The sequence below is a fragment of the Onishia taeanensis genome, assembly GCF_900100755.1.
GTDB classification, from domain to species: Bacteria; Pseudomonadota; Gammaproteobacteria; order Pseudomonadales; family Halomonadaceae; genus Onishia; species Onishia taeanensis.
Window position 1 is genome coordinate 199,790 of the sequence record NZ_FNCI01000001.1, and the last position, 25,632, is coordinate 225,421.

Consider the following 25,632-nt stretch of genomic DNA (forward strand, 5'->3'; position numbering starts at 1 on the left):
GGTGCCGCCTTTCTGGCAGCAGTAGTTGGATGCCCGTCTTCAAGTGCTGACTCATATTCAGGCACTCGAGTTAAGCACCGGCTCTACCTGGCGAACCGTCGCCATCTTGGGTGAACCGGTGCCATCAGTGGAGGTAGTGATGAAACGTCGACACTTTATCGGTCTGCTTGGCGCCGGCGGCATGGCAAGCCTGTTTCCCGCTCTGGCCAATGCCAGGCCCAAACCGAACCTAGAGCGCGCTCCGGGCCTCGAGGTGCTCGAGCTCAGCGAGGCGCAGTGGCGTGAGCGGCTCAGTGAAGCGCAGTTTCATGTGCTGCGGGAGGCGGGTACCGAGCCTGCGCATTCGAGTCCCTTGGACAAGGAGACCCGAAAAGGGGAGTTTCGCTGTGCGGGGTGCGAGCTGCTGCTCTTCAATAGCGACATGAAGTATGACTCCGGCACCGGCTGGCCGAGCTTCTTCACGCATGTGGAAGGCCATCTGCTCACCGAGGTCGACTATTCAGCGATCTGGCCGCGCACCGAGTATCATTGCGCCCGTTGCGGTGGGCATCAGGGGCACGTATTCGATGATGGCCCAGAGCCGACTGGCTTGCGCTGGTGCAACAACGGCCTGGCGCTGACCTTCGTTGCAGCTTGAAAAGGCCAGTGTGACGCAGGAGGCTGAGAGCGGAGTATGGGTCTGAGACAAGACGGCCAGAGCCAATGGCTCTGGCCGTTTTTTGGCTAGGCGGGTGGTTAGAATTCCTCCCATTCCTCGGCCGGCATTCTGGTCGGCGCCGGTGATGTCGTTTGCGCTGACCGGGTGATGGAGGGCGGAGCCGGGGAGTGAGCCGTCTTGGCTTCGTTAGCCGAGCGAGAAGGCAAGCCCTCGCTCAGATCATTGCCCAATCGGAATGAGGCGATCAGCTCGTTTAGGCGTTCGGCTTGCTCCTGCATGCCGGTTGCGGCGGCGTTGCTCTGCGCAACCATCGATGCGTTTTGCTGAGTCATGGCATCGAGTTCACTCACTGCCGTGTTGACTTGGCCAACGCCGATACTCTGCTCCTTGGCACCGGCGCTGATGTCGCCGATCACATCGTTCACGCGGCTGATGCTGTTGACGATCTCCTCCATGGTCTTGCCCGTTTTCTTGACCAGGTCGGCACCGTGCTGAGTGTGCGCGACCGAGGTGTCGATCAACTCGCGGATGCTTTGAGACGCATCGCTTGAACGGCTGGCCAGGGTGCGAACTTCCTGGGCCACGACGGCGAAACCCCGGCCGTGCTCGCCGGCGCGCGCCGCTTCGACAGAGGCATTGAGTGCCAGGATGTTGGTCTGGAAGGCGATCCCATCGATCAGGGCAATAATGTCCTTGATCTGAGCCGATGAGGCGCTGATCTCGTCCATGGTCTGCTCGACCTGGCTCATCGCTTGCTGACCCTCATGGGCGACGTTCGACGTTGACTGTACGAGCTGATTGGCCTGCTGTGCTGAGTCCGCGGTGTTGTTGACGGTGGAGGTGATCTCTTCCATCGAGGCGGATGTTTGCTGCAGGTTGGCGGCCGCTTGCTGACTGCGCGAGGCCAGATCATGGCTACCCCTGGTGATCTCCTTGGAGGCCTGTTGCACGCTATGGGTGTTGGCGCGAACCGCCTGCAGGGTCCGGTCGATGCGGGTCACGAAGGCATTGAATTGAGAGGCGAGCTCGCCAATTTCGTCTTTGCGTTTGGAATTGATGCGTGCGGTCAAATCGCCATCGCCTTCGGCAATCTCCTTGATGCGATGCGTGATCTGGCGGATCGCCCTGGACATCATCAGCGGCCCTCCTAGCGCAATGGCGATGGCGACGATGGCGACCAGCAGCGTAAATATCATGACCGCAAATTGCTGCGCTTTGACGTCTTCGAGGGTCGCCGCTTCAAGCGCTTGGGTCTTGTTGGCGATTGCCTCTCCACCCACATCATAGACATCGCGCAGAGCGCCGAAAGCCGCACTCATGGGGCCGTTCAATTGGGCTTCTGCGTCATTCTGTTGGCCGCTGTCGTGCAGGGCGATGGCTTGATCAGCCTCACCTTGCCAACTGCTGAAAAGCTGCTCGAACCCATCCAGCTTGGCGATGATATCGGGGTAGTTGGCCAGCAATTCCTGGGCGCGGTGCATGCGGTCATAGGCCTGCTGGGCATTTTCACGATAATCGCCGAGTTGGGCCTCGGCTGATGTAGTGCCCGGCTCCTCGCCAAGGTACTCCAGGATGGCGACATGCGCTTGATAGAGGTCGCGGTCGGCGTTGAGTACATTAGACGTTGCTTTGTTGAAGGTACTGCTGAATTCGGTCATGCGCTCCTTGACCGTATTGACAAGCAAAGAGTCGATCGTAACCACGACGATCAACGACAGCGCCACGCCGATGAAAGCAATCGCGTACTTTATGCTTATTTTATTCAGTCGCTCTAACATAGGCTTATGCATCCTGAACCGACAGGGGAAGGGATATGTGGAAGGCTCGACCACATATCAATTCGTATCGGCCTGCCCCGTGCCAGCTAAAGGATGTCTTTAGTCGCATAGCACCCTCGAGGCGTCATCCGACTTGGGGCGCCGGATCTCAGCGATGTCCAAGCGTTTATGATACCTTGTCGCGATCTTTCGTCGGTCGAACGTCAAGGACTCCATGGACGCACAAGCCAAGATCAATGCTCGCCTCGCCGAAGAACTCGCCGTTCGCCCCCAGCAGGTGGCGGCCACGGTGGAGCTGCTCGACGGCGGGGCCAGCGTGCCCTTCATCTCCCGCTACCGCAAGGAAGTCACCGGCGGGCTGGACGACACCCAACTGCGCCAGCTCGACGAGCGCCTGCGCTATTGTCGCGAGCTAGAAGAGCGCCGCGAGGCGGTGATGGCCGCCATCGATGAACAGGGCAAGCTCGATCCCTCGCTTGCCAAGCAGATTCGCGATGCCGATACCAAGCAGCGACTCGAAGACCTCTACCTGCCCTATCGCAAGAAGCGCCGCACCAAGGCGCAGATCGCCCTCGAGGCCGGTCTGGAGCCGCTGGCGGATGCGCTGCTGGCTGATCCGTCTCTCGACCCTCAGCAGGAAGCCCAGGGCTACCTGCGAGCCGCCGAGGGCGATACCCCGGCCATCGAGGATGCCAAGGCGGCCCTCGACGGCGCCAAGCAGATTCTCATGGAGCGCTTCGCCGAGGATGCCGAGCTGGTCGGGCGCCTGCGCGAACGGTTCTGGGAAGAAGGCGAGCTCAGCTCTCGCTTGATCGAGGGCAAGGCCGAGGAGGGCGCCAAGTTCTCCGATTACTTCGAACATGATGAGCGGCTGGTGAAAGTGCCATCGCATCGCGCGCTGGCGATGTTCCGTGGCCGCAACGAGGGCGTACTGGCACTGGCCCTCAAGCTGCCTGGCGAGGATGAGGCGCCGGTACACCCGGCCGAAGTGGCGATCGCTCGCCAGGCCGGTATCCAGGACCATGGCCGCCCGGCAGACCGCTGGCTGCGCGAGGTGGTGCGCTGGACCTGGCGGGTCAAGCTCTATACGCACCTCGAGACCGAGCTGATGGGGCGGCTGCGCGAGCGCGCCGAGCTCGAGGCGATCAACGTCTTCGCCGCCAACCTGAAGGACCTGCTGCTGGCGGCCCCGGCGGGCCCGAAGGCCACCTTGGCCCTCGACCCTGGCCTGCGCACCGGCTGTAAGGTGGCGGTGGTAGATGCCACCGGGCAGTTTCTCGAGCATGCCACCATCTATCCCCATGCGCCCCAGAACCGCTGGGATGAGTCGCTTGGAGTGCTGGGCAAGCTAGTCCAGAAGCACGACGTCGAGCTGATCGCGGTTGGCAACGGCACGGCCAGTCGTGAAAGCGACAAGCTGGCCGGCGAGCTGATCAGCCGCCTGGGCGGCCAGGGAGGCCGCAAGATCAGCAAGGTGATGGTCAGCGAGGCCGGCGCTTCGGTGTATTCGGCCTCCGAGTATGCGGCGCGCGAGTTCCCGGATCTCGATGTCACCATCCGTGGTGCCGTCTCGATCGCCCGTCGTCTGCAGGACCCGCTGGCCGAGCTGGTCAAGATCGAGCCCAAGTCGATCGGTGTCGGCCAGTATCAGCACGACGTCTCTCAGGTTCAGCTCTCCCGCAGTCTCGAGGCGGTGATCGAGGACTGCGTCAACGCCGTCGGCGTCGACCTCAACATGGCGTCCAGCGCGCTGCTATCGCGGGTCTCGGGGCTCAACCCTGGGCTTGCCGAGAACATCGTCGCTCGCCGCAACGCGGAAGGCGCCTTTACCAGCCGTCAGGCACTGCTTGAGGTCAGCCGGCTGGGGCCCAAGACCTTCGAGCAGTGTGCCGGCTTTTTGCGCATCATGAACGGCGACAACCCGCTGGATGCCAGCGCCGTGCACCCTGAGGCCTATCCGCTGGTCGAGCGCATCGCCAAGGCCGGGCGTCGCGAGGTGGCGAGCCTGATCGGTGACAGCGCGACACTCAAGGCGATCAAGCCCGCCGAGTATGCTGATGAGCGCTTCGGTGTGCCGACCATCAGCGATATCCTCAAGGAACTCGACAAGCCCGGCCGCGATCCGCGCCCGGAGTTCAAGGCCGCTGAGTTCCGGGAGGGCGTCGAGACCCTCAAGGATCTCACGCCCGGCATGTTGCTCGAGGGCACGGTAACCAACGTCACCCACTTTGGCGCCTTCGTCGATATCGGTGTGCATCAGGATGGCCTGGTGCATATTTCGGCGCTGTCGCACAGCTTCGTCGAGGATCCGCGCAGCGTGGTCAAGGCCGGCGACATCGTGCGGGTCAAGGTGATGGCGGTGGATATCCCGCGCAAGCGCATCGGTCTGTCGATGCGGCTGGACGATGAGCCAGAAGCGGCCGACGCGGAAAGCAGCGGCGGACGCGGCAGTGATTCGCGGCGCAGCAGCCGTGAGCGCAAGCCTCGTCGCCAGGGCGGAGAGGCGTCGCGCAGCGAACAGCCGGTGGGCGCATTGGGTGCGGCCCTCCTGCAGGCCAAGCACAAGACCAAGTGATGGCCGCATGACGGCGCCTTGAAAGCTGCCGTCGAGGCCGCATAATTAGTTGTTTATGCCCCCGATTGTGGCAATCCGTATCGTGCGAGCGCCAGGCCTATGGCGCTCGCCCCGTTATCCAGAGCGAAGAGAGGGGCCCGGCCCCGCCCTTCCATGACATGGGGTGTTCACCTTGTCCGAGCAACTCGCCACCGTTCTCTCCCGTCTCAAGGGGCCTGCCCGCAAAGGGCTGATCGGCCGACTGCGTCGTGGTATCGAGAAAGAGGGCCTGCGCGCCGATGCCAGCGGCATGATCGCCGCGACGCCACATCCCCGTCGCCTAGGGTCCAAGCTGACGCATCCGTACATCACCACCGATTACTCCGAGGCGCTGCTCGAGTACATCACACCGGTTCATTGTCGGCCGGCGGATGCACTGGCCTTTCTCGGTGACTTGCATCGCTATAGCTATCGCTATCTTGGCGAAGAACTGATCTGGCCGGCCAGCATGCCCTCACGGCTCGATGGTAACGATAGCGTGCCCATCGCCGACTATGGAGACTCCAACGTCGGCACCATGAAGCATGTCTATCGCAAGGGCTTGGACGTGCGTTACGGCCGGATCATGCAGGCCATTGCCGGGCTGCACTACAACGTCTCGCTGCCGGATAACCTTTGGCCACTGCTCAAGGAACTCGACCGCCAGGCGGGCCGCGACACCGAAGGGGATTATCAGTCTCTGCGCTACTTCGGTCTGATTCGACATTTTCGCCGCAACAGCTGGCTCTTGATGTATCTGTTCGGTGCGTCGCCGGCCATCGATGAGAGCTTCCTCGACGGGCGTCCCGCCTCTGACAAGCTCCATCGGCATGGCCGCCATACGCTGCTGTCCGACTACGCGACGACGCTGCGCATGTCCGATCTGGGCTATCAGAACAAGGTGCAGGAACAGCTCAAGATCTGCTTCAACTCGCTGTCGAACTATGTCGGTACGCTTCGCCATGCCATTTCGACGCCCTGGCCTGCCTATCAGGAAAAGGGCGTGAAGGTGGACGGTGAATGGCGGCAGTTGAATGCCAACATTCTGCAGATCGAAAATGAGTACTACAGCGACATTCGCCCCAAGCGGGTGGCGCGCCACGACGAGACCCCGACCCAGGCCCTCGAGGCGCGGGGCGTCGAGTACATCGAGGTCCGCTGTCTCGACCTCAATCCCTTCATGGCACTGGGCGTCGACGAGACGCAGATGCGCTTCCTCGATACTTTCCTGATGTGGTGTCTGCTGGCCGAAAGCCCGTGGATTTCCGATGAAGAGTGCGATCGGCTCGATGACAATCGCCGGCTCGTCGTCGAGCGCGGCCGTGACCCCGAGCTGCGCTTGACCATCGACGGCCAGCCTCAGCGTCTTAGCGAGCGTGGTCACGAGATCTTCTCGGAGCTCAGCGGCGTGGCCGAGTTGCTCGATATCATCGAAGGTGGCGATGCACATGCTCAGGCGCTGAGTGCGATGAAGCCGCGGCTCGACGATCCGAGCCTGACGCCTTCCGGCCAGCTGGCGGCGCGTTTGCGCGATAACGACGAAGACTTCGTCGAGGCGATTCTCGAGCTGGCCCGTGAGCAAGCAGAAGCCTGGCGCGCCGAGCCGATGGACCGCGCCCGCGACGCGCTGCTCGAAGAGCTTCGCGAGACCTCTCTGCAGCAGCAGGGCGACATCGAGGCCGCCGAAGTGGAAAGCTTCGACGACTTTTTGGCTCACTATTTCGCCCGGGCGCGGGAACCTCGCCCGATCGGTGAGGCCTGACTCCTGTTGGGGCGCGCCATCTCTGCATGTAGAGCGGGCGAGCCCCTTGGTCTCTGATTCTCTTTAAGGATGTTGTCTGCATGATGCGATCACTCGAGGCGTGGACGCCGCGTCGCTTTGCGTTGGTAGGGCTGGGGTTTTGTGTGCTGATGATGGGCGTTGCGCTGTTTCTTGAGCACGTCATGGGGCTCGAACCCTGTCCGCTGTGCATCTTCCAGCGTGTCGCGGTAATGGCCACTGCGCTGGTGCTGGCACTGGCCGCACTGCATGGGCCGCGGGGGTGGGGAGGCATCGTCTACGGAGTGCTGGGACTTCTTACGGTGGCCGCCGGAATAGGGCTTGCCGGTCGCCATCTGTGGCTCCAGTCGCTGCCGCCCAGCGAAGTGCCCAGCTGTGGCCCAGGGCTTGATTACATGCTGGAGATTCTGCCGCTGCAGAAGGTGTTGAGCATGGTGCTGGTAGGTTCTGGCGAATGTGCGGAAGTGGGTGGGCGCTTGCTTGGCCTCTCGCTGCCGGGCTGGACCCTGATCGGCTTTGTCGTGCTGGCACTGTCGCCGCTTGGCATGCTGCGCGCCGCCTTGAACGGGCGTCGTCGTCAAGTGGCTGCTTGAAACGCTCGTACGTTGACTAAGAGTTGTTCTGGATCAAAAGGCGCGGCATCTTTGCATTGACAGGCAATCCGCGGAAGCGGAGTCTTGCTCACAACGGAGTTACGTCAGTGGGCATAGAGCCCGGGCTTGGGAGGCCACTATGCTGGAAGATTGCCAAACCGCACTGGAGCGATGGGGGGGAGTCCATCGGTTGATCGATCGGTGGCTCGAAGAGCGTCGGGTGATGCTCAATAGCTTCGTCGCGCTCAGAAAAGATTGCGACGACGCTCTCGAGTCGGTTGAAAAGTCTCAGATCGATGGCTTCAGCGAGCTGCTCATGGACTACATCAGCGCCGGCCATTTCGAGATTTACCCGCAGCTGCGCGAGGAGGCCAAGGCCTTCAGCGACGACGAGGCGCTGACCATTGCCGATCAGTTGCTCGAGCGTCTCGAGATGTCCACTGAGCTGGTGCTGTCATTCGATGCTGACTACGCCACTCCGGATCGCTGCGAGTACTATCTGTGTCGCTTGCCGGCTTGGTTAGACCGCTTGGCAAAGGGGTTGGAGTCGCGGTTCGACCTGGAAGACCAGCTCATTGGTCGCCTGCACGCCGCGCACTCGCCGCCAACAGAGGTTCAGCGCTCTATCGGCATGACCAGCTCCTGAGCCTGATATTGAGTGAGCCTGTCGGCTGGCCTTGCGCTGGCCGCGATATCTTGGTTCGGGTGCCTGCGGGGACCGTCTCACTGTCAGCAGGCCCCTCTTGATTTCAGGTCATTGGCTCAACATCGCTCAACGTCTGAAGCCAACGCAAACGCCCCGGCCTATGACCGGGGCGTTTTGCGTTCTGGGCTTGTTGTCCAGAGACTGATGTCCAGAGCGATGGCTTACATCAGCGACGTGGCTTCGGGGCGCTCGATATCCGTCAACGGCACTTCGCCGGTCAGCAAGTCACGCTCGAAGGCCTCAGTATCGATGTTGAAACCGAGGAATTCCTGGGCCAGGAACATGTCTTTCTCGGCATTGCCAAGGCAGCTGGTGCCGCCGGGTGAAGGTGTCATATTGAAGACGATACCGGTACCCGGGTTGATCTTGGCCTCGCCCATGACCAGCTTCTGCTTCTCCTTGTCGATCAGCTGTGGCCGCACGCCACCGAAGCCCTTGGCAAAGCTCACGTCCTTGACGGTCAGGCTAGGCACGATCTTCTGCACGTCCTTGAGGAACAGGCGCTCGCGCAGCCAGGGCACCTCGAACATGAAGTTCTTGAAGATGTAGTTGCGAATGTCGCGCACCTTGAGCAGATCCCACAAAGCCTTGACCACGTTCTGATCCAGGCGCAGCACCTTCAGAAACTCGATGAACGTCTTGCCGTTGTAGCGCTCGAGCAGCGGCAGCATCAGGGCGGTAGGGCCGAAGCGGGTCTTGTTCTCGACCAGTACATCCGGGTCGCCGTGCACGGCGGCGAAGGGCAGGTTCTCGTTCTGGACGGTGTAGACCTTGCCGTTGAGCACCTTGGGCGTGAAGTAGAAGGAGCCGGCCATCGGCAGGCAGGACTTGTCCAGGCCATAGCCCATCTGATGGGCGAACAATAGCGAGTGGCCGCCGGCGCTTACCACCACGTAGCGGGCCGTGAGGGTGCCCTTGTTGGGCGTCTCTATCTTGAAGAGATCCCCTTCCTTATGGATCTTCTCGACGGCGGTCGAGAGGTGCACGTCGAAGTCCATGCCCTTCTCGTCGGCGGCCTTCTGGCCTTCTTCAACGAAGGCTTCGGAAAGGGTGGTGTAGTTGACCGCGGTATATTCGCCGGTAGAGCCCATGGCCACGATCGGCTCTTCCGGGCGACGGCCTTCCACCAGCTTGGGCTCGAGCTCGGCGATGTCGTCGCGCTCGAGCAGCCTCATGTTGGGGAAGAGTTCGGAGAACTTGGTGAAGCGGTTGCGCAGGAAGTCGACTTCGCGGTCGCCCACGCCCAGCACCATCTTCGGATACTTGTAGACGACCTTGTCGCGCTTAACCGGGGTCAGCTTGGTGGCGAAATTGATCACCATGCCGGCGGTCCGCTTGGTCACCTTGGCTTTCTCGAGGGTGTAATTGGTTTCGATATCGCCGCAGTGAATGGTCTGGCTGTTGTTGCGACCGTGGGAGTTGACGATCGCCACATGATCGTACTTCTCGACCAGACCGACGGCCTTGAGGTCGGTGTAACGGGCCAGTTCATATAGCAGGGCGGTGCCGGAAACGCCGCCTCCTACAATTAGCACATCGTAGGTCGGGGTAGTCATGGGGTCTCTCGCTTGTCTTGGTGCGGGACGAACCCTCCGAGACGGTCTCGGAGGCCCTGAGCCTGCAGGCGAGGCGCTGTCGCCGGCAGGGTCGACATGAAGCATTGCGCGCATTATAGCGCCTTCGTGGACAAATAAAATCCATCCCAAAGCTCGACTTTATGCTGAAGGAGAACCCCATAAGGAATTCCTTGGGTATGTGGGGCGTCATTTATTGCATAAAAATCAATGATTTGGATGGATGTCGCGATTGGCAATATTTGCTGCGTTGCACCAATGGATAAGATCCATCATAGCCATGAATTGTCGAAATGCCATGCCGGTTGGCGTCATCTGAGGCCGGGGAGGGGGCTGGGGGCACCTGAGCGTCGGGGCGAGCTAGGGCCTGAGGGGTGAGGCGGGGCTTGATCTTGTTGCGTGCCCATTAGCGGATAACACCCTGTTTGGCCAGTGAGTGGAATCATGGCCGAACAGGGCGGAGGGGAAAGGTTATTGAGGGTGGCGTAGGCTCAGCGCAGGCTGATCAGGCGCCAGCCATTATCCAGGGCGTGTTGGCGCAGCTTGGGGTCGGGGTCGACGGCCACCGGGTGGTCCACCAGCTCCAACAGGGGGAGGTCGTTATGCGAGTCGCTATAGAACCAGGCGCCATCCATGGTCACACCGCGCCCTTCGAGCCACTGCTCTAGACGCACGACCTTGCCTTCTCGATAGCTTGGCGTGCCGGTGACGCGGCCGGTGTAGCGCCCTTCGTGAACTTCCGGCTCGACGGCTATCAGGTTGTCGATCCCCAGCCGCTCGGCGATAGGGCCGGTAATGAAGCGGTTGGTCGCTGTAATGATCAGCAGGGTGTCGCCCCGCGTGCGGTGACGTGCCACCAGTTCCTCGCCCCGCGTCAGAATGGCCGGCTCGATCTTGCTGGCCATGAACTGCTGGTGCCAGGCGACCAGTTGCTCGGGGGTGTTTTCGGCCAACGGTTTTAGCGCGACTTCGAGAAAGGCATGCATGTCGAGCGTGCCGTTCTCGTAATCGCGCATGAAGCGCTCGTTGGCCTCCCGGTAGGCAACCGGATCGACCGCGCCCTGTTCGAGCAGGAACTCTCCCCAGGCATGATCGCTGTCGATGCCGATCAGAGTATTGTCGAGATCGAAGATGGCCAGGCTCAAGGCACACTCCTTGTAGTGTTGGCAATGGACGTCAGGATCTGCGCCATAAGGGCTTGTGCCGCAGGTCATAAAGCTGTCGCCGGAAGGCGACTGGATCAGAGGCGAATTATTGCAGAGTGGTTTGGCGTTGAACACCGCTGCAGGCAGGCGCTGTGAAGTGTATTGATGCCCTTTCCAGCTTTGTGGAAGAATGGCTTCAATATTGGATTCATAAGGTGATGTCCGTGATCGACGCTGACGGCTTTCGCCCCAATGTTGGCATTATCATTGCCAACCATGAGGGCCAGCTGCTTTGGGCGCGTCGGGTAGGACAGAATGCGTGGCAGTTTCCCCAGGGAGGCATCCAGGCCAACGAGACACCGCAACAGGCCCTGTACCGGGAGCTGGAAGAAGAGATCGGCCTTACCGAGGCCGATGTCGAACTGCTCGCCTGTACCCGAGGGTGGCTGCGCTACCGTCTGCCACGACGCATGATACGAACCCATTCACGGCCGGTATGCATCGGCCAGAAACAGAAATGGTTTTTGCTGAGAATTCGCTGTACCGACAGTCGGGTCTGCATGGATACCACCCCCAAGCCTGAGTTCGATGGTTGGCGCTGGGTGAGCTACTGGTATCCCTTGGGGCAGGTGGTGCCCTTCAAGCGAGAGGTCTATCGCCGTGCCCTGCGTGAGCTGGCCCCACGCGCGCAGCGACTGGCCCTGGGGGGTGATTGACCCCGGGTCGGGCGCCGACACTCAAGCCGGCTGCAATTCAAACCGACAATGACAAGAAGAACGCTCATGCTCGACGTGTTACGTCGTATCGTCCAAGAGGTCAACGAGGCGCGCAATCTGGATGCGGCGCTCTCGACTATGGTGCGCCGCATTCGCAAAGCGATGCGTACTGACGTCTGTTCTTTCTATCTCTACGACGTCGAGCTGGAACGCCTGGTGCTGATGGAGACCATCGGCCTGCATTCGCGTGCCGTGAAGCAGGTCAGCATGCCCCTGGGTGAAGGCTTGGTAGGGCTGGTCGGTCAGCGTGAGGAGCCGCTTAACTTGGAAGATGCGCCGGCGCATCCGCACTTTCGCTATTTCGAGGAAACCGGTGAAGAGCGCTTTTCGAGTTTTCTCGGTGTGCCTATCATCCACCAGCGACGCATGCTGGGTGTGTTGGTCGTACAGCAGCAAGACAAGCGGCGCTATGACGAGGGCGATGAAGCCTTTCTGGTAACCATGGCCGCGCAGCTGGGCGGGGTGCTGGCCCATGCATTGGCCACCGGCGCCTTGAGTAGCCCGGTGAGGGCCGATGGCCAGGCCGTTTTTACGGGGGTTGCCGCTTCGCCGGGCATGGTGATCGGCGACGCCGTGGTGATTGCCCCACCTGCTGACCTGGACAGCGTGCCCGACCTGATTCCTACCGATATCGGCTACGAAATCGACAGGCTCAAGGAAGCGATTCTCAAGGTGCGCGATGAACTGCGTGCCACGGGGGAACGCCTGGCCAGCCGGATCAGCGCTCAGGAGCTGGCGCTGTTCGAGGTCTACCAGCAGATGCTCAGCGAGGCGGCTCTTGGGCAAGAAGTCGAAAAGCGCATCCGCGAAGGGCAGTGGGCGCCCGGCGCGCTGGCCGACGTGGTGCGCCGCCACGTGCAGTACCTCGAGCGAGTCGACGACAACTATTTGCGTGAGCGCGCGGCAGACGTGCGCGACTTGGGGCGGCGGGTGCTGGCGCATCTTCAGGAAGAGAGTGCCGAGACACCCTCTACGTATCCCGAGCGGACCATCCTGGTCGGTGACGAGATCAGTGTGGCGACCCTCGGTGAAGTGCCTCGCGACAAGCTTGCCGGTCTGGTATCGATTCGCGGGTCCAGTACCTCCCACGTAGCGATCTTGGCCCGGGCGATGGGCGTGCCGACGGTACTCGGCATGGTCGATTTGCCATTGACGCGCCTCAACGGGGCGCCGGTGATTCTCGACGGCCATCGTGGCCGACTGTTCGTGCGTCCCGGCGAAGAACTCAAGCGGCACTACCAGATACTGATTGCCGAGGAGGATGCGCTGGCCGAGGTGCTCGAATATGAGCAGGATCTGCCCAGTGAGACGCCTGATGCCCATGTGATGAAGCTCATGGTCAACACCGGCTTGGCCGTGGATGCGGTAGCGTCACTCAAGCCACGTGTCAGCGGGGTGGGGCTCTATCGCACCGAAGTGCCGTTCATGATCACCGAGCGATTCCCCGGCGAGCAAGAGCAGACCCGCTTGTACCGCGACCAGTTGGAGAGCTTTGCGCCGCTACCGGTGGTGATGCGCACCCTGGATATCGGTGGCGACAAGGATTTGCCCTATTTCCCTATCGAGGAAGCCAACCCCTTCCTCGGTTGGCGTGGCATTCGCGTGACGCTGGATCATCCCGAGGTGCTGATGGTCCAGCTGCGGGCCATGCTTCGGGCGTCCCATGGTCTGGATAATTTGCAGATCCTGTTGCCGATGATCACCAATATCGAGGAGGTCGACAGCGCCCTGCGTCTGATCGATCGAGCTCAGGCCGAGCTGGAAGAGGATGGCATGCTGATCGAACGCCCGAAGATTGGCGTGATGATCGAAGTGCCGGCCACGCTCTTCCAGCTTGGGGCGCTGGCGGGGCGCGTGGATTTCTTCTCGGTGGGCAGCAATGACCTGACTCAGTACCTGCTGGCGGTAGACCGCAACAACCCTCGAGTGGCTGAGCTCTATGACCCTTGCCATCCGGGGGTCTTGTCCGCGCTGGCACGCTTGGCCGATGAAACCGCTGCGCTTGCCGTCCCGACGTCGGTATGTGGCGAGCTGGCGGGTGACCCGGCCGGTGCACTGCTGTTGATGGGGATGGGCTTCGATACCCTGTCGATGAATGCCCCCAGTTTGCCGCGTGTGCGCGCCGCCATTCGCCGCGTGTCTTTACCGGCGGCCCGTGAGCTGGTTCAGGAAACGCTGACGCTGTCGACACCGTCGGCGGTGCGTGCCCATCTCAATGCCCGGCTAGGTGAGTGGCAGCTTGCTCACCTGCTTCCCCCCAGAGACTGACTCGGCTTGTCGAGTGGATAACGAAGTATCCTGTCGCGCCAGGCAGTGTGGTGCTTCCTGGGCGCAAGCTTCTATGTCTGCCGCGTGCTGTCCCAGTTCCCGTTAAAGAGCGAGAGGTGTGTCACGCCCAGATCGCTGGCGTTGGCGCCAAAGCGACGTTCGCTTAATTCGAGTGGGCCATTCTGGCGCCATTCCAGCCAGGTGGTGGCCCGGGTGCCATAGGTCTCGCCGCGAATGAAGGGAGGTGCCAGTTGGCGCTCCAGGGCGAGGCCGACGCCGGTATCGGGTAGAGCCTGGTCGTCGATATCGAGGCCTGGTTGGAGCATCGCCGCCAGTGCCGATTGTGGCCACCTGTCAGCAGCTAGGCTGTCGGCCAGGCCCTGGCGCGCAAAGGTTAGCTTGGGCCAAGGGGTGTCGAGCGTCGCATTGGAAAGGCCGTAAAGGCCTGCACTCAGGCGCTTGAGCTCAATGGCATCTCTGCCGCGATGCAGGTGCCAAAGCGCGGAGTGATCGCCTACTAACAGATTGAAGCCCGCATAACGATAGGCTTTGCCACCCGCCAGAGTCTCCAGCCAGGCCGATAGATCATCGGCCTTGAGTGCCTCGGGGATCAGGTGGCCTCGGCTAGGGCCGTCGGGTGGGGCGTCGATGGCGGGGTCGCGGACATTGGTGACGGCGGCAAAGCGTCCTCGGCGATGCACCGCTAGCCAACTGCCACCGGCGACCAAATCGCGGCCGCCAATGATGTCTGGCTCGTCGGTCCACGCTCCCAGGGGCGCACTTTGTCGCGCAAAGAATTCATCCCGGTTGGCCACCAGGCGCAACCAAGCGGCGGTATGGGGTCGGTAGTCGAAAACGATCAAGCACATTGCGCTACCTTACCCTTCGGTGTCGAAGCCGCAAAGCCTGATACGCGCATGGCGAGCTTGTTATCGCAGCGCAGACTCTGCTCCCCAACGTAACCTTAGCGGTGATTGGCAAAGGCAAAGAGGGCAGGAGTCGCTCATTGGATGTAGGCGATTGCCGACAGCATCGCTCGGTTTCATGACAGGGTTCCCGCAGCCACGTACACTCACCCTATCTTGGTCAGACGAACCGAAAAGGCAGTCAATGCGAGTGGAAACGCGCCCAGATAGCTTGTGGCGGCGGCTGATATGGCCGGTGTTATGGCCACTGTTGCTAGCAGAAGCATCATTGGTGACGCTATGTGCCGTGGCTTGGTTCACGATATGGCCTGCATCGCTCTCGGTGCAGAATACGTCGCTTGCCTTAACCGTATTGCTGCTGGTGCTGTTGGTGGGCACTGGGCTTATCGTCAGTATTTTTCTCGTCATGATTCGCCACCGTCTGCAGCGCTGGGAAACCCATCTCAGCGTGCCCTATGAGCGCCTCGAAAGGCTGCTACGCGAAGTCCAGAAAGAGCTACCTAACTGGCTCAAGCCCAAGCGCGTCCGCTTGGGGGCTGTGCCGGCGGGAAGCCCTGTGACGCGTTTGGAATCCCTTCTCGATAGCCTCGATACCTTGCTGAGCAGGCTGACCGAGCGCCCTCAATTGGAGCAGATGTTGGCAGGCTTGTCGGTCCCGGCCTTCATGATGCGTAATGATGTATTGGTAGATGCCAATACGGCCTTTGAGCAACTGATGGGGTGTAGTAAGAGCGATATCAAGGGCCTGAGCGCCCAGTGCATGTTGCGCTGCGAAGCCTCCAGTGCCGGCTGGGCCAAGGTGCGGCTGCATGATAGCAAGGGCGGTTGGCATGGCCTGCGCATGCTGTCACTGCGCGACCATCATGACCATGAACTATGCATGCTCGAGCCCCTGGATAGTGCGCCGGACTATGCCGGTCAATTGGTCCAGGCGCGTGACCGCGCCCGCGAAGACTCGCGACTCAAGTCGACCTATATGACCTTGTTGCAGCGTGAGCTCGAGCCCATGATTCAGGAGCTCAATCAGTACTTCAGCGACGCTGGCGCGCCTCCGGGGCAGGAGAGCTTGCGTGAGCGCTTGGCCGATATTACCGCCTTGGTCACGAGCCTTTCGGAACCAATGGCGGAGTTGTTGGGTCAGCCTGCTGGGTCCGCTGAAAAAAATGACAAGGGGCCGCATTGGCCCAAGGTACTGGTCGTCGATGATGGCCCGGTTAATAGCATGCTGGCGCGTAATGTGCTCGAGGCCGAGGGCTTCGACGTCGATGTGGCCGAGAGCGGCGAAGAGGCGCTAAAACTTGCCGCCGAGCGGTTCTACGACCTGGTGTTCATGGATATCTACATGCCGTCGCTCGATGGCTTGGAGACCAGCCGTCGCTGGCGAGCACGTGAGACGCTACGCGAGACCGAAAGTGGCGAGAGTGAGCGAAGCGTATTGATCGCCCTGACGGCAAATGCCAGCGAGGCCGACTGCAAGAACTTTAAATCCGCCGGCATGGACGACTACCTGGCCAAGCCCTATCGTCCGCAGGCCCTGGTCAAGATGATCCGGCGCTGGCTGCCGGAGCTGGGTCGAGCGTCTGGCTGACGTGCCATTCACTCTCCGGCCTTTCTCTGATATCAAGCCCTGATATCAACTCCTGATAACCACGCCCTGACACATCACTCCCTTAATTCACCTGGATGCATGATGCTGAATTACCCCTCGATCGACCCAGTCGCCATCGCCCTAGGCCCTTTCAAGGTTCACTGGTACGGCCTTATGTATGTGATCGGCTTTATTGCCGCCTGGTGGTTAGGCCGCCGTCGTGCCAGCCGAGTAGGACTGACCGGTGATGATGTGGGTGATCTGATCTTCTATGCCGCCATCGGTGTCGTGGTGGGTGGTCGACTGGGGTATGCCTTCTTCTATGGCCTTGATCGGCTGCTCGCCGACCCGCTTTGGCTGTTCCAGGTCTGGGACGGCGGTATGAGCTTCCACGGCGGACTGCTTGGCGTACTCGTGGCGGCCTTGTTGTTTGCCCGCAAGCACCGTCTGGCCTTCTTCCAGCTGACCGATTTTGTCGCGCCGCTGGTGCCGATTGGCCTTGGTGCCGGGCGCATCGGTAACTTCATCAATGCCGAGCTCCCCGGTCGCTTGACCGACCTCCCCTGGGGGATGCCTTTCCCCGGCATGGGGCCGGCGCCTCGTCACCCTTCGTCTCTCTACGAGGCCCTTCTCGAAGGGGCGGTGCTGTTTGCCATCATGTGGTGGGTGTCGGCGACACCGCGTCGTCGCGGCCTGGTGTCGGGACTCTTCCTGGCCTGCTACGGCTGTTTCCGCTTCCTGGTCGAGTTCGTGCGGCTACCCGACCCACAGCTTGGCTTCATTGCCTGGAACTGGCTGACCATGGGGATGCTGCTGTCGTTGCCGATGATCCTGGCCGGCGGGTTGCTGATGCTGTGGTCACGCCATCGCCCGGTGGATGATGCCCGCCAGACCGAGCCGGCGAGCGCCTGAGTGGCGTGCGCCTTAACCTAGGTGCAGCCGCGAAGGTGCTTCATTCTGGCGAGGCTGCTTGCCCTGGGGTTGGCGGCGGATTCGCGGACTCAGTACACTACGCCCTTTTGTCACAACCTTTGGCGATACCGTGATGTCAGACGACGCGCATGAGCCGGCTCTTCAGACTGAGCCGAACGATCAAGCACAACCGCACGATCCAACCGGCGGTGGCCCCGTGGCGCTCGAGCAGCCTTACCTGGATTTGATGCGTCACGTGCTCGATCATGGCGCCATCAAACATGACCGAACCGGCGTGGGCACCAGGAGCGTTTTTGGCCATCAGATGCGTTTCGATCTGGCCCGCGGCTTCCCGCTGCTGACGACCAAGAAACTTCATCTGCGCTCGATCATTCACGAGCTACTTTGGTTCCTGGCCGGCGACACCAACATCGCCTATCTGAAAGAGAATGGCGTACGGATCTGGGACGAGTGGGCCGATGAGAACGGCGACCTGGGCCCGGTCTATGGCTACCAATGGCGCAGCTGGCCGCATCCCGAAGGAGGGCACGTCGATCAGATCGCCAAGGTGATCGAGCAGATCAAGCATAACCCTGACTCGCGCCGCCTGATCGTCTCGGCATGGAACCCGGCGCTGGTCGATGAGATGGCCTTGCCACCCTGCCATGCGCTCTTCCAGTTTTATGTCAGTAATGGCCGCCTGTCCTGCCAGCTCTATCAGCGCAGCGCCGATATTTTCCTGGGGGTACCCTTCAATATCGCCAGCTACGCGCTGCTAACCCAGATGATGGCCCAGGTCTGCGGCCTGGCGCCGGGAGAGTTCGTGCATACCCTGGGGGATGCCCACCTGTATTCGAATCATCTAGAGCAGGCCGAGCTGCAGCTGTCCCGCACGCCCTTGGCTGCTCCCACCTTATGGCTCAACCCCGAGATCGATGACCTGTTCGCCTTCCGCTTCGAGGACATTCGCATCGATGGCTATGAGGCACACTCCCATATCAAGGCCAAGGTGGCAGTATGAGCGATATGGCCAACAATGACGCCAGCAAGGCGGTAGACCCCATCGATACGGTAGTGCCGATTGCGATGATCGCGGCCATGTCCCGTAACCGGGTCATCGGCGTCGATAACCAACTGCCCTGGTACTTGCCTGAGGACCTCAAGTTCTTCAAGGCCATGACTCAGGGTAAGCCGTTGGTCATGGGCCGCAAGACCTTCGAGTCGATAGGTCGGCCGCTGCCGGGGCGTCGCAATATCGTGATTACCCGCGACCCGTCCTTCGAGCATCCCGGGGTGAGCGTCTGTCATGACTTGGCCAGTGCCCTGGACCTCGCCGACCAGCAGGCGATCATCGATGGCGTTGAGGAAATCATGGTGATGGGCGGCGCCCAGATCTATGCTCAGGCTCTGCCGTACGCCAGTCGGCTCTACCTGACCGAAGTCGATATCGTTCTCGAGGGCGACGCCATCTTTCCCGAGTTCGAGGGGCCTTCGTGGCGGCGGGAGCAGACTGTCGAGGGCACGCCTGCAGAAGGGCAGCCGGCCTATGCCTTCTGCGAGTATCGGCGCGTCTAGCGCTGCCGTTCAGTGTCAGCACCTGCCAGCGCGGGCATTGTCGGTGTAAGGCTGGCATGGCAGAGCCTGACGATTAGCTGTGAGAACGCGTGCATCGGCTTGTCGTCGAGCCCTGCATCGTTTGTCAGAAAGGCCAGGGTGGCACACACTTGCCCAGAGTGGCCCTGGTCAGCGTCGGGCCGGGTTTTCCAGGTCCGCCTTCGAGCGGCCGGCATACGGCCTCTCTGGTCGGGTCAAGTGAACTGGCCCATTACCGTGAGCCGCGCATGGAGGGGCATGCCTTGAACAATGAACGTACCGCCACCTTGCTGGCGACGCTTGAAGCCTGTGCCACAGCCCAGGCCAACGAGTTGGCGAGCGCGCGAGGTCGGGTGGCGGCGCTTCGGGAGCAGAATCGCCGGCTCGAAGCTCGCAATCGTGAGCTCGAAGATTACAGCCATGAGCTTGAGCGCCAAGCTCATGAGCTGGAACAGCAGCACCATGAGTTAGCCCTCAAGCACCAGGCGCTTGAGGCCAAGTGTCGCGAGCTGGAAGAGAAGTTTGCGCGCGCACCGCACACCGCCGATGGCCATGCGCACCCCCGCAGCCAGGGGTTGGCCGCCTTGCTTTCCCACCGCGTTCGGCCGGCGCCCCAAGAACCACCTTCACAGGAAGCGGCTTTCCAGGAGCCGTCCTTCCAAGAAGAGGCGCCTTCGCCGGTCTTTCATGCGACACCTGGTCGAGCCGCTTCATCTGGCGGTGCTCCTGACGTCTCCGACACTTTTCCTTCAAAGCAAGAGCCAGCCGCGGAAGAAGTCGACGCAGCTGACCAAGTTGGCGATGCGCAAGCCGACGATGGGAGTGCTCAGACCTCTCTGCCGATTGGCGAGGCTCCATCCCCTCAAGCGCTTCTGAGTCAATGGTACCGCCGCTACCCGGATGCCTTTTTCAAAGGCCACACCCGGCCTCTGAAGGTCGGTATTCACGAAGATCTGCTGGACCGCGAGCCCTGGCCGGAAAAGTTGGTGCGTCGCGCACTGGCTTGCTACGTGCATCTGCCCCGCTATCTCAAGGCGGTGCGAGAAGGCGCCGAGCGGGCCGGGCTTGACGGCGAGGCCGCAGGCCCGGTTTCCGAAGGCGAGGCCCGCTATGCGCGCAAGAAGCTCGAAGAACTACGCGCTCAGCAGCAGGCAGAGCGCTCAGGCAAAGCCATGTCGTCTGACGGCAAGCCGCGGGTCGATAAGAAGGGTGCTGATAACAAGCGTGCCGATAAGAATGGCGCCAACAAGAAAGGTGGCGGGAAAAAGCGCCAGCCGCCAGGGCGCCAGCAGGGGGGGGCGGGCCTAGGAAGCGCGCCGGCCGGCGACGCTGCTTCACACCAGGGCGCCCCGCGCCAAGAGGTTGCTGCGGCGTCATCTGAAACCGCCGTTGCCGGCTCATCATCAGAGGCTCCCGCCGAGCGCCTGGAGCGCAAGCTGGGGGCGCTGCTTGCCAAGCACTCTTCACGCTAAAGTCCCGCGAGCCCGTGAAAAAAGTCCCGCGCAAAGTCGATAAAGCGTTGATGAGCACGACTTTGCGTTGACGTGATCCCTGTGCATGATGGGCGCCGCTGAACGTCATCGGGTTGTCACATCGGCGTGCCACCCTCAAGCCGCTGAATGACCCGCGAGAGGACAGCAGTCAGCAGAAAGCGTTCCATATACTTTGTGCATCGAGATTAAAAACAGTGTTTTTTCTTGTTGCACTCCGCAAAATCCCGGTATATGGTTTGCCTGCGAGCATTGGATTATAACAAGGCCAATATCGGATAGACGCTTGGTGTTTGAGCAATAAGCCCGGGCGAAAAAAACCGAAAGGCCGGCTGCATTAAGCAGCACTCACGATCGAAACCTGAAGCTAGTCACACAAAGGACTTATCGCGATGAAAAAGACACTCTTAGCGACTGCTATCGCCGGCGCCATGGTAGTTTCCGCCTCTGCCTCCGCTGCTACCGTCTACAACCAGGACGGCACCAAGCTGGACATCTACGGCAACATCCAGATGGTTTACACCAACATCAATGATGCTGCTGGCGATTCTGAAGACGAAATCACCGATAACGGCACCACTTTTGGCTTTGCCGCCGAGCACGCCATCACCAGCGACGTGACCGGCTACATGAAGCTCGAGTTTGACGGCATCCAGGCAGACGAGAAGAAGACCACTGGCTTTGACGATGGCGGCGACCAGGCCTACGTCGGTGCCAAGGGTTCCTTCGGTGATGTGCGTCTCGGCTCCTACGATCAGCTGATCGACGACTGGATCCAGGATCCGATCACCAACAACGAATACTTCGACGCCTCTGACTCTACTTACGACCGCACTAACGACAATAATGTCGGCAGCATTCGTGAGACCGATAAGGTTACCTACACCTCTCCGTCCTTCGGCGGTCTGCAGTTCGCCGTTGGTAGTCAGTACAAGGGTGACGCAGAAGACGAGAACGTCACCGATTCCGGTGAAGCTTCCTTCTTCGGCGGCGCCAAGTACACCGTTGGCGCCTTCTCCATCGCGGCTGTCTACGACAACTTGGATACCTTCGACGCTACCACTACTCCGGAAACCGATTTTGGTGACCAGTATGGTGTGACCGCTCAGTACACCGCTGGTGCGCTGCGCCTCTCTGCCAAGTACGAGAAGTTCGACGATGGCAGCTCCGCTGAAAATGATGTCGATTTCGCCGCTCTGGGCGCGCGTTACGGCTACGGCATGGGCGACGTCTACGGCGCCGTGCAGGAAGTCAGCTACGACGAATCTGGTCGTGATGACCGTACCGAAGTTATCGTCGGCGGCACCTATAACATCTCCAGCGCCATGTACACCTACATCGAAGTGGCAAACTACGATGCAGATGAAGACGCTTACGACGGCGTTGCTACCGGTATCACCTACCTGTTCTAAGTCTTTGGCTTTTGGGGTTTGACCCCGCAGCCTCAGGCTTATATAACGAAAGCCGGCCCCTTGGGCCGGCTTTTTTCGTCTTGATGAGAGGTTCCATGAAACAGCCCATTGTCAGCGGGGTGCTGGTCGCCCTTGGCCTTTCGCTGATCAGCAGTGTCAGCCTGGCCAGCGCCGTCGAAGATCGCTTTCGTGAGGAAGGCAAAGCGATGGATTTGACCGGTTTCCTGCAGTCGGAGAGCGACGCTCGCAGCCAGAGTTTTCAATATGACCGCGTGTACGAGCATGCCTTCAGCGTCGATACGGCCGGCGACTATCGGTTCGAGAGCGATGTGCCCGGTGGCCAGTCGGAAGACTATCGGCTCGAGGCGACGTTGCTCGATAGCGATGGGGGGGTGATTGCCCGCGCCGATGCCCTGGGCCAGAACGGTGGCTTGGACATGCGCAAGCGTCTCGAGCCCGGTGACTATGTGCTGCGGGTCGAAGGGCAGAAGTATGGGTCCAAGAGCTCTCGGGGCAACAGCTACTATGTCACCGTGGTCGGTATCGACGATCAGGGCAATCGCACCAATGTGCTGGATGATGGCGGCACGGTCACGACGAGCGTCGATCGCGATGGCAATCGCAGTGCCTTCGTGAATGACGATGATGCGGTGACTGCCCTGGCGGCGCCAGCCGCGACGGCTGCTAGCCAAGCGGGCCGGCCGAGCCAGCCTGAAGCCCCGGAAGCTTCCGCGACGCCTGAAGCGGCGTCAGAGCCGGCTGAGCCTGCTAAAGCTGCCCAGGCACAAAGCTTTCAGACCATCGTCACCGACGTGAAGATTCGCGCCCGCGGTGAGGTGCTGTCGTTCGAAGTGCAGAACGCGGGTGCCGTTGCGATTACCACCTCGACCTATCCGACCGGTTATGAAGGCACCTATCGGATCGAGCTCGAGGTGCGGGATCAGGCCGGTAACGTGGTGGTTCGTGATGCGGGAGAGGGTTTCGATGGCGATGTCGATCTCGAAACGCGCCTCGAGCCCGGCCAGTACCGTATTTGGGTCAATGGCCAGAAGTTTGGCTCGGCGATGACCGGCGTCAACAACTACGAGCTGCGCGTCAAGCAGCTCGACTGAAGCCCAGTCGATGCATCTTGCGCTGATTTATAGTGCATCAAGGTGAATGCAGTGAAAGATTAAGGCCTGCCATAGTGGCAGGCCTTTTTATATGACAAGCACCCAGCATGTGGCGAAGGCGTTTAGTCAGCCATGCTCTTTATGGTAGCTAAGGCGCCATTAGGTTACTCGAAGTGTCAGCCTTTCAGCAGGAAGGCGGTATTTCATCTGCGCTCTCATCAGCTAGCATGAGGTTGTGGGAGAATATTTCATGATGGTGTTCATGATAAAGTGCCAGTTTGATTGATGATTTGTGGGTGGTGCCGGCATGATGCGAATCCTAGCTACGCTTCATTCCCGCCTCATGCTGTGGATTGGCATTGGCTGGAGTGTTCTTGTTATTGCGACGCTGGCGTTCACTTATCTGACCGGTAGTGAGCTAATTCGTCAGGCCAATATCAGCCACCTCAACTATGAAGCCAGTTTGATCGCGCGTCAGGTCGACCGCTCGATTGAGCAGCGTATCGAGGCGCTGCAACATCTTGCCGATCAGGTCAGTCCTCACCTTCCCGCTCGGTCAGACGAGTCCTTGATTGCCAATCCGCCGCTGTTGGCCTTGTTCGACCGACTGGCCCTTATCTCGCGCGACGGCAAGATCACCGCCAGTTATCCCCACCTTGAAAGCCTGAGCGATGTCGACGTCACCGATCGTGAATATTTTCGCTTTGCACGCGCTCTGGGTAGGCCCTATGTCAGCGATCCTCTAGTCAGCCGCGGCTCGGGTAGGCCCTTCGTGATGGTGACCGTGCCCATTAAAGATGCCGAGGGTCGTTTCAACGGCCAGCTCGTGGGTGCTGTAAGCGTCGAGACCAGCAGCTTCTTCGATAGCCTCAGGCATATCCGCATCGGCACTGACGGCTTTGCTTCCCTGATCAGTGCCTCAGGCACCGTGCTGTCGCATCCAAAGAATAGCCGGCTCATGGATGTATACGAGAATCAGAATGGGGAAGGGCTTCTCGACATGGCGCTGTTGGGCTGGCAAGGCGCCGGCCAGGGCGTCATGGCCGATGGCCGGCAATCCCTCGAGGCCTATGCCCAGGCATGGAATGCGGGGTGGGTCGTCAAGGTTGTCCGGCCGATGTCTCAGGTGCAGGCACCCATTGGGCAACTGGTGGAAAAACTATGGTGGGTGGGCCTGGTGACCATCTTGCTGATGCTGCCACTGCTGTGGTGGTTGCTGAAGCTGGCGCTGGGTTCCCTGCATCGTCTGGAGCATCAAATCGGCCAGGTAGCCTCGGGTGACCGCAAGCGGGTTGATATTCATACCCGCATGAGCGAGCTCAGCCAGTTGGCCACGACCTTCAATCGGCTCGAGGTTCAGCGAGAAGAGGCGACGGCCAGTCTGAGCGAGCGCCAAGCTTTCCTAGATGCGGTGCTGGCTTCGTCACCGGTGGGTATGTTCGTGGCGTCTCCCGCTGGCGAGATCCAGTACATCAATCCCGCGCTGGCCGACTTGATTGGCTATGAGGGCGAGAATCATCCGGATATCGATTGGGTGAGTCATATTCATGCTGAGGACCGCAACGACTTCGTCGATCTATGGCGCGATGCCATACGTTACGGGCGTGATTTTTTGCGCCAGGTGCGTTACCTGCCATCTCAGGGTGAAGTGCTCTGGCTCGAGGTCCATGTCGGCCAGGTGCTCAAGCAGGGAGCTTTGCTTGGCCATGTGGGTACGGTCAAGGATATTACCCTGCGCCGCGAGCAGGAGGCGTTACAGCTATGGGAAGCCGAGCATGACCCCTTGACGGGGCTGCTCAACCGGCGTGGCTTCGAGCGTCGCCTTGAAGAGGCCTTTATTGAATGGCAGCAGCGTGATCAGCAGTCTGTGCTGATGATTTTCGATCTCGACCACTTCAAGCCGATCAATGACGAAGGCGGGCATGCGTTAGGCGACGAGATGCTGAGGGCCATTGCTAATGCGATAACGCCGCTGGTGCGCAAGAATGATTATGTGGCGCGCCAGGGCGGGGATGAGTTCGCCATCCTGATGCCGAGCTGCACCCTTGTTCAGGCCAGGACGGTGTCAGGGCGGCTGCTGCAAACGGTCTCTGATCTCTACGTATCGGCGGAGGGTAAAGACTACCGTGTCACCTTGAGTCTGGGCGCTGCTTCCTTCCTTGACACCGATGCGGCGATCGATGAGATTCTGGTGCGTGCCGATGATGCTAGCTATGAGGCCAAGCGCAAGGGGCGCAACCAGATCATTGAGAGCCTTGCATCAGCCTGATTGGCCAAGTTGAGGTGATGTCGTTGAGCTGACTTCGTTGAGTTGAATGAATGAGGCTCAGGCGGCATCGCCTGCCATACTGGTATCGAGAGTTCAGCCGCTAGGGACGTATTCAATGCCTGAGTACACCAGTATTGAGCCGCTGCCCGACGGTAGCTATCGCATCACCTGCCGAAACGATCACCACGGCCACCCTGTCGTTGAACGTATACACGACATAGATGGCGGTGAGACGCCGGGATTCATGATCAAGAACGAAGACGGCCAGCGCTGGGTTCAGTGCAAAGAATGCCAGCGAGGCAATTACTGCGATATTTGAGGCGGGTATCAGGATGAGGGCTCTGAGAGCATAAGTGGCGCCCCCTGAAGGATTCGAACCTTCGACCTATCCCTTAGGAGGGGATTGCTCTATCCAGCTGAGCTAAGGGGGCGTCGTTAGAGCGATCATTATAAGCGTCT

20 protein-coding genes and 1 tRNA gene are annotated in these 25,632 nt (G+C 60.5%); 16 read left to right on the forward strand and 5 right to left on the reverse strand.

What is annotated here, in order from left to right; genetic code table 11:
* Positions 1 to 139: 139 nt before the first annotated feature.
* The gene (msrB, locus tag BLR71_RS00870) at positions 140 to 637 is read left to right on the forward strand and encodes a peptide-methionine (R)-S-oxide reductase MsrB (RefSeq protein WP_092522151.1); all 498 of its coding nucleotides are present in this window, start codon (positions 140 to 142) and stop codon (positions 635 to 637) included.
* A 98-nt stretch (positions 638 to 735) separates the two neighbouring features.
* Here msrB and BLR71_RS00875 read toward each other — a convergent pair whose 3' ends face one another.
* Positions 736 to 2,316, reverse strand: coding sequence for a methyl-accepting chemotaxis protein (locus BLR71_RS00875; protein ID WP_245696300.1), 1,581 nt, complete (start codon positions 2,314 to 2,316; stop codon positions 736 to 738).
* 334 nt (positions 2,317 to 2,650) lie between these two features.
* Here BLR71_RS00875 and BLR71_RS00880 point away from each other — a divergent pair, with 334 nt between their 5' ends.
* From BLR71_RS00880 to rsd, 4 genes are all read left to right on the forward strand, one after another.
* Entirely contained in the window at positions 2,651 to 5,011 is a 2,361-nt protein-coding gene (locus BLR71_RS00880) for a Tex family protein (protein ID WP_092522155.1), read from the forward strand.
* A gap of 172 nt (positions 5,012 to 5,183) precedes the next feature.
* Complete coding sequence (gene gshA, locus BLR71_RS00885; protein ID WP_092522783.1) at positions 5,184 to 6,791, forward strand: glutamate--cysteine ligase; 1,608 nt, start codon at positions 5,184 to 5,186, stop codon at positions 6,789 to 6,791.
* A gap of 80 nt (positions 6,792 to 6,871) precedes the next feature.
* Positions 6,872 to 7,402, forward strand: a complete 531-nt coding sequence (locus BLR71_RS00890) for a disulfide bond formation protein B (protein WP_092522157.1) — start codon at positions 6,872 to 6,874, stop codon at positions 7,400 to 7,402.
* Positions 7,403 to 7,541: 139 nt separating this feature from the next.
* Positions 7,542 to 8,048 carry a sigma D regulator gene (gene rsd / locus BLR71_RS00895; RefSeq protein WP_092522159.1) on the forward strand — a complete coding sequence of 169 codons (507 nt, stop codon included), beginning with the start codon at positions 7,542 to 7,544 and terminating at the stop codon, positions 8,046 to 8,048.
* 221 nt (positions 8,049 to 8,269) lie between these two features.
* Here the strand turns inward: rsd and BLR71_RS00900 are convergent, their stop codons facing one another.
* Together BLR71_RS00900 and BLR71_RS00905 are read right to left on the reverse strand one after the other, a co-directional pair.
* On the reverse strand, positions 8,270 to 9,664 hold the full coding sequence (locus BLR71_RS00900) for an FAD-dependent oxidoreductase (protein ID WP_092522161.1): 1,395 nt from the start codon (positions 9,662 to 9,664) through the stop codon (positions 8,270 to 8,272).
* Positions 9,665 to 10,173: 509 nt separating this feature from the next.
* The gene (locus BLR71_RS00905) at positions 10,174 to 10,827 is read right to left on the reverse strand and encodes a histidinol-phosphatase (protein ID WP_092522163.1); all 654 of its coding nucleotides are present in this window, start codon (positions 10,825 to 10,827) and stop codon (positions 10,174 to 10,176) included.
* Between the two features lie 224 nt (positions 10,828 to 11,051).
* On the opposite strand from BLR71_RS00905, the gene BLR71_RS00910 reads away from it, so the two are divergent.
* Together BLR71_RS00910 and ptsP are read left to right on the forward strand one after the other, a co-directional pair.
* Entirely contained in the window at positions 11,052 to 11,543 is a 492-nt protein-coding gene (locus BLR71_RS00910; RefSeq protein WP_092522785.1) for an RNA pyrophosphohydrolase, read from the forward strand.
* A 66-nt stretch (positions 11,544 to 11,609) separates the two neighbouring features.
* Positions 11,610 to 13,871: a phosphoenolpyruvate--protein phosphotransferase gene (ptsP, locus tag BLR71_RS00915; RefSeq protein ID WP_092522164.1), complete on the forward strand. Its 2,262-nt coding sequence runs from the start codon at positions 11,610 to 11,612 to the stop codon at positions 13,869 to 13,871.
* Positions 13,872 to 13,942: 71 nt separating this feature from the next.
* Here ptsP and BLR71_RS00920 read toward each other — a convergent pair whose 3' ends face one another.
* Positions 13,943 to 14,740, reverse strand: a complete 798-nt coding sequence (locus tag BLR71_RS00920; RefSeq protein WP_092522166.1) for an NRDE family protein — start codon at positions 14,738 to 14,740, stop codon at positions 13,943 to 13,945.
* 328 nt (positions 14,741 to 15,068) lie between these two features.
* Here BLR71_RS00920 and BLR71_RS00925 point away from each other — a divergent pair, with 328 nt between their 5' ends.
* The 9 genes from BLR71_RS00925 to BLR71_RS00970 all read left to right on the forward strand — a co-directional run bounded on the left by BLR71_RS00925 (position 15,069) and on the right by BLR71_RS00970 (position 25,492).
* Positions 15,069 to 16,385: an ATP-binding response regulator gene (locus BLR71_RS00925; protein ID WP_175491589.1), complete on the forward strand. Its 1,317-nt coding sequence runs from the start codon at positions 15,069 to 15,071 to the stop codon at positions 16,383 to 16,385.
* Between the two features lie 102 nt (positions 16,386 to 16,487).
* Positions 16,488 to 17,297, forward strand: coding sequence for a prolipoprotein diacylglyceryl transferase (gene lgt, locus BLR71_RS00930; RefSeq protein ID WP_092522170.1), 810 nt, complete (start codon positions 16,488 to 16,490; stop codon positions 17,295 to 17,297).
* 247 nt (positions 17,298 to 17,544) lie between these two features.
* A complete protein-coding gene (locus BLR71_RS00935; RefSeq protein ID WP_245696320.1) occupies positions 17,545 to 18,318 on the forward strand; it encodes a thymidylate synthase in 774 nt (257 codons plus the stop codon).
* A gap of 5 nt (positions 18,319 to 18,323) precedes the next feature.
* Positions 18,324 to 18,872 (forward strand): dihydrofolate reductase, encoded by a 549-nt coding sequence (locus BLR71_RS00940; RefSeq protein ID WP_092522787.1) that lies wholly within the window; start codon positions 18,324 to 18,326, stop codon positions 18,870 to 18,872.
* Between the two features lie 281 nt (positions 18,873 to 19,153).
* On the forward strand, positions 19,154 to 20,362 hold the full coding sequence (locus tag BLR71_RS00950) for a ProQ/FINO family protein (protein ID WP_245696301.1): 1,209 nt from the start codon (positions 19,154 to 19,156) through the stop codon (positions 20,360 to 20,362).
* 410 nt (positions 20,363 to 20,772) lie between these two features.
* Complete coding sequence (locus tag BLR71_RS00955) at positions 20,773 to 21,792, forward strand: porin (protein ID WP_092522178.1); 1,020 nt, start codon at positions 20,773 to 20,775, stop codon at positions 21,790 to 21,792.
* Between the two features lie 95 nt (positions 21,793 to 21,887).
* Positions 21,888 to 22,904 (forward strand): hypothetical protein, encoded by a 1,017-nt coding sequence (locus BLR71_RS00960; RefSeq protein ID WP_092522180.1) that lies wholly within the window; start codon positions 21,888 to 21,890, stop codon positions 22,902 to 22,904.
* Between the two features lie 307 nt (positions 22,905 to 23,211).
* Positions 23,212 to 25,173 carry a diguanylate cyclase domain-containing protein gene (locus BLR71_RS00965; RefSeq protein ID WP_139172501.1) on the forward strand — a complete coding sequence of 654 codons (1,962 nt, stop codon included), beginning with the start codon at positions 23,212 to 23,214 and terminating at the stop codon, positions 25,171 to 25,173.
* Between the two features lie 115 nt (positions 25,174 to 25,288).
* The gene (locus BLR71_RS00970) at positions 25,289 to 25,492 is read left to right on the forward strand and encodes a hypothetical protein (protein WP_092522184.1); all 204 of its coding nucleotides are present in this window, start codon (positions 25,289 to 25,291) and stop codon (positions 25,490 to 25,492) included.
* A 35-nt stretch (positions 25,493 to 25,527) separates the two neighbouring features.
* Here BLR71_RS00970 and BLR71_RS00975 read toward each other — a convergent pair.
* Positions 25,528 to 25,604: transfer RNA gene (locus tag BLR71_RS00975), tRNA-Arg, on the reverse strand.
* Positions 25,605 to 25,632 lie beyond the last annotated feature (28 nt).